Origin of the sequence: Mucilaginibacter phenanthrenivorans (genome assembly GCF_024721155.1) — a bacterium.
Lineage (GTDB): Bacteria > Bacteroidota > Bacteroidia > Sphingobacteriales > Sphingobacteriaceae > Mucilaginibacter > Mucilaginibacter phenanthrenivorans.
In genome coordinates this window covers 393,584-408,440 of sequence record NZ_JAHVAP010000007.1, presented here as the reverse complement: position 1 = coordinate 408,440, position 14,857 = coordinate 393,584, and the positions used below count along the sequence as shown (strand labels likewise).

Here is a 14,857-nt window from a genome sequence, read left to right as displayed (position 1 = left end):
TTACCTCTTATTTAAGTAATTTGGCCAGTTAAAATTATTGCTCATCCATATATTACGAAATGACTTATTGCTTAGGAATTAAGGTAAAAGAAGGCCTGCTGGCCATTGCAGACACGCGTATAACTTCAGGAACTGATACTACCATAAAAAAGAAGATCACTATAGAACAAAAGGATAAATTTTCACTTTTCATTATGACGAGTGGTTTACGGTCAGTAAGAGATAAGGCGCTGGTTTATTTTAATGAACTGATGGAAACCACCGAGTTCAATAAACTGTACAAGGCAGTTAACGCATTTGGAGAACAGGTTAAACGTGTTGCCAATGAAGACAAAGCGGCGCTTGAAAAAGCCGGTTTTAAATTTGATTTGAACACCATAATTGGCGGCCAGCTTTCTGGAGATGAAGAACACAAGCTGTTTTTATTATACCCGGAAGGCAATTGGGTAGAACTTGGGCAGGGAGCGCCTTATGTTATCATCGGTAACTCTGGTCATGGCAAGGCGATTTTGAACAGGATTCTCGATGAAAATTCGAGTTTAAAGCTTTCGCTTAAAACCGGCTTTCTTTCATTTGACTCGACCAGGGTAAGTTCGAACAACGTCGACTTCCCGATAGATGTAGCGATCTACAAAAAGGATAGCTTTCATATCATCGAAAACAGGTACGAAAAAAAGGACCTGGAATATATCTCAGTTCAATGGGCCGAAGAGCTAAAAACTGCTCTCGAAAATATATCCGAAGGCTGGATGGATAAAGCTTTTGATAAGGTTGATTGAGTTGGGGAAAAGTTGTAAGTGTTGTAGAAGTTGAAAGCAATAATCTATAACAATTTCCTCTCCCTAGCCACTGAAAACCCTTACAACGCTTATAACGCCTACAATATTTATAACTAAGAAAAATGAAATTCAACGTACACACTGAAATGGAATATACGGCTGCTTCGGCGGGTACTTTGATATTAAATATCCATGCGCTGCGAACGCCAAGACAGACGGTTATCAGCGAGGAGTTTGTGATCGATCCTTATATTAAGGTAGAGGAATTGATATCAGTTGGCAATGATAATCGTGTTTTTCGGTTCGAAATAGCAGAAAATAGCAACATAAAAGTAATCTACAAGGCTACAATTGATAATTATTGCGAGGTTAAGGATTACAGCAACCTGGTTGAAATCCCGATTGCGCAAATGGATAACTCCATTTTACCCTACCTATACCCCAGCCGTTATTGCCAAAGCGACAAGCTTTATCGTTTAGCAAATAACCTTTTCGGTCATATTGACAATCCTTTTCAGAAGGTTTTAGCATTAACAGAATGGATCAACAAAAATGTGCAATACCTGAGCGGATCAACTAATGCACAAACCTCAGCTTATGATACGGTTACCCAGCAGCTTGGCGTTTGCCGCGATTTTGCACATCTGGGAATTGCTTTGTGCCGTGCACTCACTATCCCGGCGCGCTATTTTACCGGCTATGCCTATGAACTGAAACCTGCTGATTTCCACGCCTGTTTTGAAGCTTACCTGGGCAATGAATGGATCTTGTTTGATGCAACAGGACTGGTACCGCTGAATGGGCTGATAAAAATAGCATCGGGCCGGGATGCAGCCGACACCGCCATCGCCAATATTTTTGGCAATGTTAGCTTTACGTCAATGCTGGTTAGCTGCGAATTGGCTGAAGATGGCTTTAATCCCTATAACTACAACCCATCCAAGCTGGAAGGATTATCTTATTTATAAGGGTCAAATCAATAATTGCAAGCCTGGAGTATTGAAGAGCGACTCAGGACTATAGACTCAAGATTACAGATAAATTTAGACGTCGCGGGTAGATTCGAACTACCGTATGGGGTTTTGCAGACTCCAGCCTATCCTCTCGGTCACGCGACTTGATATAAAACTACTTAATCACTTATCAGAGGACCGGAGGGGCGGGATAACCTATCTTTCTCCGCAAGCGGAGCAGGAGTTAGCACCTTTTATCGAGTCTATAGTCTTGAGTATGTAATCGTAAGTCGTAATTAAAGTTGCCGCTTTAATTTTTTATGACTCCGGACTCATGACTTTAGACGTTACTCTAAATACAGGTTGCTAAGACTTCACAGGGCCTTTTCCCTCAGTCTTTCTGGATAAGCGAAAACAAAGAACGATTTGTTGATGCAAACATACATATTAATTCTATAATTCCTATAGACATTATATAATATATTGACATTAAATTAAAAGTATCTGAAAATCAGATAATTATTTTTTTACCACATCTATCTAATTTGTGGCATTCACGCAGGCTTAACAGGGCTTCCGGTCCAATCCGTACCCGGAGAAAGGCGCTCACCCTTCATCACCAGTGATAAGGCCTCAATATTTGTATCATCGCCCAATTCGCTATCATATAAAATAATGGTACCTGAACCAACACTGCTTCGCGCTCCTATTTTTACCGATCCCACCTTCATTACCCGATCTTCAAACAAATGTGTCTGCGGGCCGCAATCAGCATTAAGCGCGGCATCGTCACAAATCGTTACCATGTCAAACTCCGTAATATCCGTTGTGTTCATAAAGACCCTTTTCCCTGTTTTTACGCCCAGCAGCCGCATTACAATTGGTAACCAGGGTGTCCCCTGCAGATATTCCAGCAAAAAAGGAATGGATAATGCCTCATAGGTTGAGGTGATAGCTTCACTGCGCCAAACATTCCAGCTCCACATCGGCCTTTGTTTAGGCTTGTATTTTCCAATAAACGCCCACTTCAATAAAACGGTGATCAGGAATGCAGGAATCCCCATATAAAAGAGGTAATAAAAAGGAAAATATAAGATGATCTTCCACAATGGTTCATCAACTACAAGATCGTGCCCGTACGCAATAAATAAAATTGAGCCGCAAATAATCGCGCTTTCAGGAAGAATAATCCTTATAAATTCAACCAGGCCCCGTGCAATTTTCCTGCTGGTCTTAGGGTGAATGGTTAACTCAGGCGGAAAAGGATTGCTTTCCTGTCTGCGTGGCAACGGAATTGCAGGTGAGCCAAACCAATCCCTGGCGTCATTATCAGCCATTTGCTGTTTATCAGGCGGGGTAGATAATACCCCTATCAACATATTTCCATCAAGATGATATCCCTGCGGAATCAACGCGCTGTTACCAACAAAGCTGTTACCTTCAATAGTCGTTTTTTCAAGAATAAGCTGTTGACCGCGGATATCAGCCTCACCAAGTGTTACCGCATCAGCAACAAAGGCACCGTCGCCAATTTCAAGCAAGGGGTGCGTTACACTGCTGGCGGTGGAGATCTCTGTATCCTTGCCTATTTTGGCGCCAAGGGCCCTAAAAAAACTTGCAACGTACACCGTAGCATAGATAGGATGTAATACGATCAGACTTAACGCCATTAGCTGGTCAACAAACCACTTGCGCACGTAAAACATACTGTAGATAGGGTATTTACCAGATTTTACATCATGCTGTAATAAACGGGTGAGTATAATGGTTTCGGCAGCAAAAAGTATAATATACACCAAAGCCAGTAAAGGCGCACCTATCATATAGGTAAAGTCGTAATCTCCGGCGGCGTTATCAAGTTTGTTTATAGTGATTATCGTTGGGAGCAGTGGCAACAGGATGATGAAGGGGAAGATCATGATGAAGAGCGTAAATATTAGCTTGTACTTACGCCTCGTAAATGCTGAAACAGCGAGGGGCTGAGGTAGATCCTCAATATCCTTTTTCTCCTTAAGCTGCGCAGGGCTGCCCTGCCATATTTCGCCCTGACCAATTGTTTTACCGGGCTGAAGAAGGCTAAGGTCCTGCAGTTCGCTCCAGGCCTCCATTGTACTGCCGCCCGATATAATGGCGCTGCTGCCAATATAGGCATGATCTCCAAGGGTTATGGTGCGCAGTTTTAGCATGCCATCTTCAACAAAAGCATTGTTTAAATTAGTTTGTGAGCTTATGCTTACATCACTACCGATTGTGATCAAGTCTTCGGCGCCAAATGCAAAATCACTTATCTGCGCATCCGGAGCTATTTTTACACCCAACCAACGCAGGTACACCGGGTACAAGGGTGTACCATTTAAAAACTGCGCAGGCAGCAGGCGCTGCATAGTTTTTACAAACCACCACCTAAAGTAATAGGTACCCCAAAGCGGGTAATCGCCAGCCTTCATTTTACCTATGACAATCCATTTGGTGCCAATGCAAACAGCTGTAAATATCGGCGGGATCAATGAAAATAAAAGCAATGAGGTTATAATTGAATAAAGCACATTGCTGGTTTCCTGGTCGACATAATAATACCCCAGGTAAGGGATAAAGATCTGGAAGGCAAACAAGCCATAAATTATCAGCAGGGCAATAGTTTGTGCTATCCAACACGTGATATGCCTTATCAACGGGATTTTATTAAATACGCGCTTGGGCTTTGCAGCTGTTTCCGCACGTGTGCTCCACTCCTGGATTAAATTATTGACGGGTCTATGGATATAAACATCCTTAAGGGACGCGTTAGGCAGCCCCGCATCACGTCTTAGCTGCGATACAAAACCGGCAGCCAATAAGGAGTGCCCGCCCAAATCAGTAAAGAAATCCATCGACGGATCAATAGTCCGGTTTGGAAATATTTTACTCAATACCGCTAAGATCCTGTCCTGAATTGGCGCGTTTAGGTCCAGTGTCCCCAATGATCCGGAATCAGCCGATAAAAGCGGCGGCACAGGTAATGCCTTGCGGTTTATTTTTCCGCTCGGCATTCGGGGCATTTCGGCTAAAACCATTATAGTTGACGGGATCATATATGATGGTAAGCCTTTTGAAAGCTCCATCCTGAAGGCGCCTTCATCAATGCAGGCAAGCCCTTCAGTTACCACATAGCCCACCAGGTGTTCCTGGTCGCTAAAATCTTTTTTTACAGCTACAGCAGCCGATCTTACGCCTGCAATTTCATTCAGCTTTGTCTCAATTTCACCCAGCTCTATGCGGTATCCACGCAGCTTTATCTGGTCGTCAATACGTCCCTGCATATCAACGCTGCCATCCTTATTGATAATGGCTATATCACCCGTCCGATACACCATACTCCCGGGCAAGGCGTCTAACGATGCAGGCTTTGCAATAAATTTTTCTTTGGTAAGCTGGGGAAGTTTAACATAGCCGTTAGCAACGCCCGGGCCGGTTATTACCAACTCTCCTGCTTCCCCAACCGGCACAAGATTTAAAGCTTCGTCAACAACTGCCAGGTTATAATTCGGCAGCGGCTGCCCGATTACAATATGATCATGTGGACCAAGTTGCGCCATGGTTGCAGTTACAGTTGTTTCAGTTGGGCCATAGCTGTTAAAAAACCGCATCCCTTCTTTTGACCATTTGGCCAGCACTTGCGGTGTACATGCTTCACCGCCCGCATTTACCAATCTCAGGCCTGGCAAACTATCTTCCATAACTGCCAGCAGACTGGGTACAGCATGCAGGATAGTAATATTTTCCCTTCGTAATGTATCGCTTAATTCATCAATGGCTTTTGACGTTGTATTATCGGCAACCCATAAAGTGGCTCCCGCAAAATAACTTATCCAGGTTTCCTCGCACCACATATCGAAGGAAACAGAAAAGCCCTGATACACTTTATCAGTCGGCTTAATTTGAAGGATGCTTTGCTCCGATCGTATTAAATGGCAGATCTGGCTATGGCTAATGGGAATCCCCTTTGGCTTCCCGGTGCTGCCAGAAGTATAAAGTACGTAAGCGCAGTCGGACCCGCTTATAACATTTTCCGCTGAAGCTACCGCACTAACTGTTTGCGGCTTTTCGGGTGGGTTTAATATTAAACAATTAACGTTGAGCTGTTGCATACTGTAACATGCTGCAGCGCCTACCTCTTGCATGATAACCTCAACCCGCTCAGCCGGAATCTCTCTGTCGACAGGCACATAAGCCGCTCCGGCTTTAACTATCCCTAATATAATTGCGTGCAGCGGCAGACCACGCTGCCACCAAACGCCAACTTTATCGCCGCGTTTTATTCCTTCTTTATAAAGTTGCAGGGCAATTTCATCGCTCCAGCGGTTTAGCTCAGCATAGGTCAAAAATTCTTCATGAAAAATAAGTGCGGTTTTATCTGCAAACTCATTTGCTGTTTTTCTGAATAGTGATGGTAGTGTTTCTTCTTTTATAAGGTCAGGGCGAACATCACCCAGGATAATACTCAAATCGTTCATATAGGTTAATAGGGGCAGCTTAATCGGTTACTCTAATTACACTCAAGAGTAGCCATTGTTTTGAGATATTAGATATAAAATAGTGAAATAGTTTAATCAATAAATTAAAGAAAGCTTGATATAAGCAACCAACTCACCCCAAACCTTTTTTCATGCGCATTAAGGCTAAGCTATTTTACCCCTTCAGCGTTCCAAGCGTTCCATTTTTATACGTGGAACACCCGGAACACTATGAAACACGCTGATTATCAATGATTTCAATTTAAATCAAGAGTTCAATAGATATAAGCCACTGATAATCAGATATTATAACAATAACCTCATCCCGAATTCACGTTAAATTATCAATAATACCCCGTTTAGTAGCCGGTTTCACTACAGCAGGTAGCTCCGCACACACTAACAATCGGGGCGATTTTTGTAAGCATCTTTAATTAAGTCGATATTTATTAAATCCCCGGTATAAAAAAATGCTATTTTTATACCGCTTAATTGCCGCATAAAATGAAGAAACTACTGTTTATTTTCTTATTGACCATTTCTGCACCCATTGTATTTGCGCAGGGAAAAACACTAGCCATCAATCATTTCGAGATCAGGCAGAACAACTACGCCAGCAACGAGGTAGTTGTCGTGGCAACCGACACAGCCGGCCACGTACTTGAAAACATAACCGGCGTATTCAACTTTACCATGAATGGTTTCCAGGATACGCTTAAATTTGAAAACGGTGTTGCCTTCTACAAGCATAAAATCGATAAATCGACTTTTTTATACGCCAAGCACCAAAATGAAAGCGGAACGCATGGTATACTTTATTATATCTATAATCATAACGATAAACTGACGCCACTGCATATCAGCTGGATCTTATTGCTGGCAATCCCCTGCGGACTGTTCCTGCTGGCCTATATGTTCAAAAGGTTTATTATTGTGGCCATCATTATCTTCGTGATCTTTATGTTCTTTAATTACCACAATAACCTGAGCATTCCTACATTTTTCGAGAGTATAATTGACGGCTTGAAAAATATATTTTAGCCCTGTATGTATGTGATAAACATGTTTTTAGATGGCATGAATGCAAATCAGAACATTGCTCCTGCTAACAAAACAAATCCCTTGTCACTTTTGTAGTATCTTCATCAAACTAAAAGCAAATGACTAACCCACTTCAGCTTAGCCTTGTAAAAGAAGATGGCACAAAACGGTATATTATTATTGAGCCAATATTAGAAAAGTACGAAAAGGGCTTGCGAAATACAGGTACCTATAAGCTTTTTAAAGATGGATTTGGTGAGGAATCAACATTATTTACCGAACCACTTGAAACTACCGATCCTAATACCGATCTGGCAGACAATTTGAATCCGGATTATCTAGGAAAAATAACATTCGATGGCCAAAGCCACTGGCACTATTCCGATGGGCTGCTAAGTTTGGATGAACAAAAACAGGCCGCAACCTGCATCCTGAAATACTGATTAGTTAGCGAATTAGTGATTTGCTGAATTAGTGATTAATTTAAAAATCCCAAACCGGCGTGTCATCTAACGCGGTAGTAAAATATCGGCAATTTCCTTTTTGTGGCTGCTTTCAGCATTTTGGTATTGCGCCTTGCAACTGCCTGTCCGTTCCTGGCGCCGGATTCACCGCTGCCTGCAACCGTGGTTACCACACCATCAGCGGTTATTTTACGGATCAGGTTATTATTTGAATCTGCAACATATACATTCCCTGCTGCATCAACCGCAAGCCCGGAGGGCCCGTCAAATGAGGCCTTTGTACCTGTGCTATCCGCCGCTCCTGCAATACCGCTCCCGGCAAGGGTGCTTACCAAACCACCAGGAGTAATTTTACGGATCAGGTTATTAACGCCGTCGGCCACATACAAGTTGTTTGCAGCATCAACCGCAACGCTATTTGGAAAGGAAAATGTGGCTGTGGTATCCTGCCCGTTGTCGGCGCCGGCTACGCCACTTCCGGCGAAGGCGCTCACGCCCCCGGCTGCGTTTATTTTTAGTATATTGTTATTGATAAAATTTGCCACAAAAACATTTCCCGATCCATCAACCGCAACGCCCGTTGGATTGCTAAAGATATTTGCTGCAGTATTCCCCACGCTGTTGCCGGCAAAGGTACTAACTGTGCCGTCGGGCTTTACCTTGCGGATAAGGCCATTACCTGCATCCGCCACGTAAACGTTGCCCGATGCATCAAGCGCTACACCTTCAGGGTGAAAAAATGCCGCTGTTGCACCCGGTCCGTCTGTATAACCAGTACTATCGCTGCCCGCCAGGGTGGTTACAATACCAGCGGGTGTAATTAAACGGATGCGATCGTTACCTGCATCCCCCACATAAACATTTCCAGATGCGTCCACCGCAATACCTGTAGGTTGATTAAAAGAAGCAAGTGCACCGGTAGCATTTATCTGCCCCTGGTTTCCGCTGCCCGCTAGTGTGCTCACTACGCCTGCCGGTGTTATTTTACGGATGAGGTTATTGCCATAATCAGCCACATAAATATTTCCGGCAACATCAATCGCAACCCCGGTTGGGCTATAGAATGATGGCAGGGTATCAACCACCACTGTGCTGTCATTGCCACTAGTGCCACCACTATTATGATTTATGGCGATGTGCTGTTTTTTACAAGCCCCAAGCATCCCGGCGATAAAGAATAACAGGAAAACGTTGAACAGCGGTTTGGGGTAAAAGAAATTCATTGAGATAAAAGTAGAGAATAATTATTGAATTAGCACCTAAAGCAGTCTAAACCCAACCGTGCGGTTTTAACAAATTCATTTTTATCGACACATAAAACCTGTTCATCGATACACTGCCAAACCCGGATACTTTCTATTTATTTATGCCGTTCGTTTTTCGTTAAACACAACAGCGAAGCTATCTAATCATTTTACATCTATGATCATACAACTATGCGGATTATCAGGTGCAGGCAAGTCGACCATAACAAATGCGGTAAAAAACCGGCTGCAGGCAAACGGCTATCAAACCGAAATAATTGACGGTGACGAGTACAGGATGGCGCTGTGCAAGGACCTTGGCTTTTCAATGGAAGACAGGCACGAGAATATTCGCAGGCTGGCCTTTATTGCTGACAGGCTGTCATCGCACGGGATTATCGTTTTGATAAGTGCCATAAACCCTTACGAGGAAATAAGGCTCGAGGTGGCAAAAACCTATAAAAACGTAAGAACTGTTTTTGTTGATTGCAGCATTGATATGTTGTTAAAGCGTGATACGAAGGGGTTGTATGCCAGGGCGCTGCTGCCGGACGGGCACCCGGAAAAAATTTCAAACTTAACAGGTATAAATGACAGGTTTGATATACCTCAAAATCCTGATCTGCATATTAACACTTGCACCTGTTCTATTAAGGAATGTACCGATAAGCTGTTTGACTATGTAGCATCCAACTGGGACACAATTTCATCGCAATATGACTGAGCAGGCATCAAAAGTATTAATCATTGCCGGCATGCATCGTTCCGGTACATCAGTGGTGAGTAACTGGCTGCACAAATGCAACCTCAATATTGGCGATAACCTTTTAGGCGCCGATATTGGCAATCCCGAAGGACATTTTGAAGACGTTGATTTTTACCGCTTTCATGAAGATGTGCTCGAGGATAATCATTTGAGCAAATTTGGTTACGTTAACCGGCCTGTTAAAAGCCTGAGCCATTTTCAGGAAGAAAAACTAAAGGCAATTACTGGCTTTAAAAGTAAGATCTACAGCCAATGGGGATGGAAGGAACCCCGTACCTGCTTGTTTTTAACACATTACCGCAGGCTGATTCCCGATGCTTATTATTTAATTGTGCTTCGCGACCATATTTCAACCGTAAACTCCCTGATCGTGCGTGACTTTAAATACGTTGATGCTAAATACATGGATCGCGGCTGGCTTTCCAGGCTGGTATGGAAGGGATTGAGGCGTGAACGCAAAAGGAAGAAGCTTTATAAGGATCTTGCCGCGTATTACCTGAGTGTATGGATCACCTATGCCCGCGAACTGTTAAATCACCTTGAAGTTTTACCGGATGGCAAATTTGTAGTTGTAGATTACAACTTACTGAATTACAGCGACAAAGAAACTTTTTCAATACTAACCAACGATTGGAAATTCTCATTGCAATATTTTGATTTTAAGAAGGTATTTAAGGAGAAACTTATTAGTAAAGTAGTTGATATCGATGAATTTATAACTAACAAATCTTTGCTGCAAACGGCTAAAAATTTAGAAAACGAATTAAAGGAATATGTATAACGAAAAAGTCACAGCCGACGAAGTTATTGTAATAATCCCTGTTTACCGGGATTACTTGTCTGCTTATGAGCGGGTCTCATTACAACAAGGCGTAAGTATCCTTGCTAAATATAAGATAGTTGTTATAAAGCCCCGGTCATTAAAATTAACCGTTTTTAATAATTTCCCGTTTATTGAATATATATCCTTCAATGACAATTGCTTTTTGGATGTTGATTCATACAGCCAGCTAATGATGTCGGCAAAGTTTTACCAGGAATTTTTGAGCTATAAGTATATGCTGATCTACCAACTGGACGCTTTTGTTTTCAAAGATGAATTGTTGGATTGGTGCAATATGGGTTATGATTATGTGGGAGCACCCTGGCTTAAGGATAATGACTATACCGATATATTTCATTACCTAAAATCGAAGATGCTCATCTTTTTGAGCATCAGGTATAACAAAAAAGTGCGTGGCAAGGATGAGCCGTCAAGACGTCAATTTGAAAACCAGGTGGGTAACGGTGGATTTTCATTACGCCGGATAGACAAGTTTTACCAGCTTGCCAACCAATATGCCGATCCATTTAACTGTAATCATTTGGGCCTTGACAACTGGTTGCCTGAAGATATTTTTTGGGCGATAAGCATTAACCGGTTAAAAACCAACCTGAGAATCCCCGGGTATAAACAGGCCATCCGGTTTTCTTTTGAGAATACTTTGGAGCGGGCATTCTCATTAACAAATAACGTTCTTCCATTTGGCTGCCATGCATGGGACCGGCACACAGACTTTTGGCACAACATTTTTATTGAACAGGGGTATCCTATTTAATAGGATTAGTTTCAATTAACAACTTTGTGCTCAGAACGGCATCCCTATCCCGAAGTTTAGCTGCATAAAGTTGTAGGTATCTCCACTGTTAGCAGCTTTGTAGCGCGCCTTGAAATCGCCCGATTTAAACAATTCATTAAAATGATTTATCAGCACCCATGAATCAGAGCCGCTGAATTGAGGATCCTTAAATTTAAGGGCCGCATCCAATCGAAATACGAAGAAAGCCAAGTCAAATCGAAAACCTGTACCGATGCCAATTGCTGTAGATTGCAAAATATTGTTAAGCCTGAACTCTACATTTGGGTCGCCATCCTGCTTGTGAAGCCGCCAAACATTACCAGCGTCAACAAAAAAGGCCCCCTTTAATTTAGCACCGAAGAAATTATCAGCAAGCGTGTAGCGGTATTCAGCATTGGCAATTATTTTTATTTCCCCAAACTGGTCAAGATATTTCAAACGGGTTCGTACCGTATCAGCCTTGGCATCGGTTCCATAAAATGTGGCACGGTTAAACTGCCCGGGGCCAAGGGTACGCGGCAGCCAGGCGCGCATGTCATTAGCACCCCCGGCATAAAACTCCTTTTCGAAGATCCAATGCTGATCGTCGCTGTTGCCGTATGGGATCCCTATACCAGGGCTAATACGAAAGATAAACTGCCGTTCGCCACCAAGACTTTTATAGATCCGCAGGTCAATTTCCGCTTTGGCGTATTGCGCAAACGGGTACCCAAAAAATGTTCTGTTCCCCGCAGTATCGCGTTTACTGTTAAATAGTTTACTAAGGACGTTTAATGTATTACCGCCAACATCAAGGCTCCCTCTAAAATAGGTGAAGTTTCCATAACTGTTAAGGTGATTGGCGTTGAGCTGGTAAGTGTATTGACTTCCGATAGTAAATATGGTGCGTCCAATTAAATAACTATAGGCGAATAAATTCTTCTGCAGCAGATCAGCTTGCGCCTGCGGATCAATAGTTCCTTTCGAGAATTCAAAATTTATTGGGGTAAAGGTGTGGTATTTGCTGCTGGTTTCAAAAAAATCGTAGGTTATAGAGTTGATGAAACTTTCGCGGGATACCAGCCCCTTTTGATAAAATAACTGGTAATTAGTGGACAGCGTTGTATGTGGAACCGAGTACTTGCCGAAGATAGGAATTGTAAAAAATGGGACTATCAACCGTGGATAAATCAGGCTGGCACCAAGCCGGAGGTCCTGGTTTTGTATGGCAGCCGTGTTGATACTATTGTTGCTATTATCAAACAATACGCTCCAGTTGGCTTTTATTTGCAGGATGGCGGCGTTTTTAAACAAATTTCTATCGGTAAAAGTGTTGCCCAGGTTATAGCCGAATCGCCCACCATTGAACAGGAACTCACCTTCAATCCTGTTACTGAATTGCTTAAGCGGGGTAATGTCAATTTTGGTATTTAGCCTGTTGGTACTATCCGGTAGTTTGGTATACGTGGGATTGGGAACATTACGAAAGACATTTAGCTCTGAAAGCCGCGAAGTAGTTAAAGTTTGCTGATCAATGTTATATATATCTTTCTTTTTCTGAAAAATGTAGTTAGTTACCGAGTGCGGCTTGAATTTATGCGAAAAATCCACATACCTGAATTGGGAATCAACCTGGATGGTATCCGCCTGACCTGTACTGCGGCCGTTTGTTTTTGAAACTGTTACCAGCGTATTGTTTATGGTGTAAACAGGATGGCTTGACCGGCCGGCCGGGTTGTCGATGGTCATTTTGATATCAACCACACTGCTGCGAAAGGTTGAATCGTATACAAAATTGATGTACTGCCGGTAAAAATCGTAATAACCATTGCGCTTCATTATCAGGTAAAACTCATCCCTGTCAAACGCCAGGCTATCCATATCAAACCTGCCGCCAGGTTGAACGTGGGAAAAGCGGGGACGATTTACCCTATAAAGATTTTGTACACTTTTATCGGGTATGCTATCCTCAATCTTTCTAATCTTAAATAATGGACCTTCGGTAGCAGAAAAAATCAGCTCGGCTTTTTTCTTTTTTATTTTGATCGTGTCGGCAACCTTTGCCTTCAGATATCCCTTGTTCTGTAAAAAACGCTCAATCTGGGTTCGCGAAAATTCAACCAGGTTACTATCCAGTATGGCAGGCGGCTCCCCAATATCCTTTTTCCCGTTTTTGCTGAACATGTAGTAGAATTGCAGGTTGATGACATTGTTGGGCTGCTGCTCTTTATCAACATATAAAACTGCAGCATCAGCAAACTCCTTATCGACACCCTTTATGGTAATTTTACGCACAAGCGCCTCGTTGTCCTTAAGCCGGCGCGTTAAACTGCAGCCTGACCCTATAAAGAGCAGCAAAATACTTAATATTGTAAGGCGGTAACCAACGGGTTTAATATATGCTTTCAAAATCTCAAATCAGTTTACTAAAGTCCCTACAACACAAAAAAGAGCGCAAGGAAAACAGCTTGTTTTTAGTTGAAGGACACAAATCAGTTGCTGAATTCATTAACTCCTCCTATAAAGTTGATGCTATTTATCATACGGCTTCGTTCGACCCAAAAATGCTCAAATTATCGCAAAAAATAAACTTATATAATATTTCTGTTACAGATATTGAAAAAATAAGCAGTTTAAAAACTCCGCAGGAGGTTATTGCACTTGTTAAAATACCTGTCCATCCGAGGCTTAATAACGAAAAGCTTAAACAAAAGTTCTCATTAGTTTTAGATGGCATCCAGGATCCGGGAAATATGGGAACCATCATCCGTACTGCCGACTGGTTTGGGATTGATAATATTATTTGTTCAGACGACACTGTAGATGCTTATAACCCAAAAGTGGTACAAGCCAGCATGGGTTCATTGTCGCGAATAAATATGCACTATGTTGATTTAACAACTGTTTTACCTCAAATCGGGTTGCGGATTTTTGGTGCGATGCTGAATGGCGAAAACATCTACAAAACTCAATTTGGCGCAGAAGGACTGATAGTTATGGGTAATGAGGGCAACGGTTTACGGCCTGAAGTTGAACGCTTAATCAACAAAGCAGTAACCATTCCACGATCCGGAAAAGCTGAATCCCTGAACGTCGGCATAGCTACAGCGTTATTTTGTTCAGAAATAAGCAGAAATAAACTTGGCAGCCAATAAATAATTACTATTTTTGCAACCTTGAAAATTGGTCGGGTGGCCGAGTGGCTAGGCAGAGGTCTGCAAAACCTTTTACAGCGGTTCGAATCCGCTCCCGACCTCAAAGGATTTAAAAACATTAAAATAATACCATCATGGGCGTTACTCGTTTAAAAAGAAAAGATAGAAAAAACAAGACTACTTCACGTTTAGAAGTACAATTTTTAAAGCTGGCTACAAACCTTGAACCAGGAAGCCGCAGCGCTGAAAAGAAAGACAGCCAGATAGCAAAAAACAATGCTGCATTGTTAATTGCTGCAGGTAAATAATTTCTCTTTTCAAGGGGAATATATTTATTTTGAATGATATTTAAGATCCTGTTGGT

At 42.4% G+C, this 14,857-nt stretch carries 12 protein-coding genes, 1 tRNA gene and 1 riboswitch; of the genes, 10 read left to right on the top strand and 3 right to left on the bottom strand.

Translation table 11 applies throughout. The features are described 5' to 3' along the window. The first annotated feature begins 59 nt into the window (after positions 1–59). Entirely contained in the window at positions 60–779 is a 720-nt protein-coding gene (locus KXD93_RS19170; protein ID WP_258138956.1) for a proteasome-type protease, read from the top strand. Between the two features lie 122 nt (positions 780–901). Beyond that, positions 902–1,747 (top strand): transglutaminase-like domain-containing protein, encoded by an 846-nt coding sequence (locus KXD93_RS19165; RefSeq protein WP_258138955.1) that lies wholly within the window; start codon positions 902–904, stop codon positions 1,745–1,747. 198 nt (positions 1,748–1,945) lie between these two features. Beyond that, positions 1,946–2,143, bottom strand: a riboswitch (SAM riboswitch). A gap of 143 nt (positions 2,144–2,286) precedes the next feature. Here the strand turns inward: KXD93_RS19165 and KXD93_RS19160 are convergent. Continuing rightward, the gene (locus KXD93_RS19160; protein WP_258138954.1) at positions 2,287–6,225 is read right to left on the bottom strand and encodes a Pls/PosA family non-ribosomal peptide synthetase; all 3,939 of its coding nucleotides are present in this window, start codon (positions 6,223–6,225) and stop codon (positions 2,287–2,289) included. Between the two features lie 504 nt (positions 6,226–6,729). Here KXD93_RS19160 and KXD93_RS19155 point away from each other — a divergent pair. Both KXD93_RS19155 and KXD93_RS19150 read left to right on the top strand, forming a co-directional pair. Further along, entirely contained in the window at positions 6,730–7,266 is a 537-nt protein-coding gene (locus KXD93_RS19155; protein WP_258138953.1) for a hypothetical protein, read from the top strand. Positions 7,267–7,385: 119 nt separating this feature from the next. Further along, positions 7,386–7,709 carry a hypothetical protein gene (locus KXD93_RS19150; RefSeq protein WP_258138952.1) on the top strand — a complete coding sequence of 108 codons (324 nt, stop codon included), beginning with the start codon at positions 7,386–7,388 and terminating at the stop codon, positions 7,707–7,709. A 62-nt stretch (positions 7,710–7,771) separates the two neighbouring features. On the opposite strand, the gene KXD93_RS19145 is transcribed toward KXD93_RS19150, so the two are convergent. Continuing rightward, positions 7,772–8,953: an NHL repeat-containing protein gene (locus KXD93_RS19145; protein ID WP_258138951.1), complete on the bottom strand. Its 1,182-nt coding sequence runs from the start codon at positions 8,951–8,953 to the stop codon at positions 7,772–7,774. 73 nt (positions 8,954–9,026) lie between these two features. Between KXD93_RS19145 and cysC the strand changes: the two genes are divergently transcribed. The 3 genes from cysC to KXD93_RS19130 are packed head-to-tail and all read left to right on the top strand — an operon-like array spanning position 9,027 to position 11,338. Further along, positions 9,027–9,698, top strand: coding sequence for an adenylyl-sulfate kinase (cysC, locus tag KXD93_RS19140; RefSeq protein WP_308726295.1), 672 nt, complete (start codon positions 9,027–9,029; stop codon positions 9,696–9,698). Next, complete coding sequence (locus KXD93_RS19135) at positions 9,691–10,521, top strand: sulfotransferase family protein (protein WP_258138950.1); 831 nt, start codon at positions 9,691–9,693, stop codon at positions 10,519–10,521. The genes cysC and KXD93_RS19135 overlap by 8 nt, the downstream gene beginning before the upstream one ends. Continuing rightward, on the top strand, positions 10,514–11,338 hold the full coding sequence (locus KXD93_RS19130; RefSeq protein ID WP_258138949.1) for a DUF5672 family protein: 825 nt from the start codon (positions 10,514–10,516) through the stop codon (positions 11,336–11,338). The genes KXD93_RS19135 and KXD93_RS19130 overlap by 8 nt, the downstream gene beginning before the upstream one ends. 30 nt (positions 11,339–11,368) lie before the next feature. Here the strand turns inward: KXD93_RS19130 and tamL are convergent, their stop codons facing one another. Further along, positions 11,369–13,747 (bottom strand): translocation and assembly module lipoprotein TamL, encoded by a 2,379-nt coding sequence (gene tamL, locus KXD93_RS19125; protein WP_258138948.1) that lies wholly within the window; start codon positions 13,745–13,747, stop codon positions 11,369–11,371. Between tamL and KXD93_RS19120 the strand changes: the two genes are divergently transcribed. The 3 genes from KXD93_RS19120 (at position 13,738) to KXD93_RS19110 (ending at position 14,801) form a co-directional block, all read left to right on the top strand. Next, positions 13,738–14,493 (top strand): TrmH family RNA methyltransferase, encoded by a 756-nt coding sequence (locus KXD93_RS19120; RefSeq protein WP_258138947.1) that lies wholly within the window; start codon positions 13,738–13,740, stop codon positions 14,491–14,493. The genes tamL and KXD93_RS19120 overlap by 10 nt on opposite strands. Before the next feature lie 30 nt (positions 14,494–14,523). Further along, a tRNA-Cys gene (locus tag KXD93_RS19115) sits at positions 14,524–14,594 on the top strand. Between the two features lie 33 nt (positions 14,595–14,627). Continuing rightward, on the top strand, positions 14,628–14,801 hold the full coding sequence (locus KXD93_RS19110) for a spore protein (protein WP_073405483.1): 174 nt from the start codon (positions 14,628–14,630) through the stop codon (positions 14,799–14,801). Positions 14,802–14,857 lie beyond the last annotated feature (56 nt).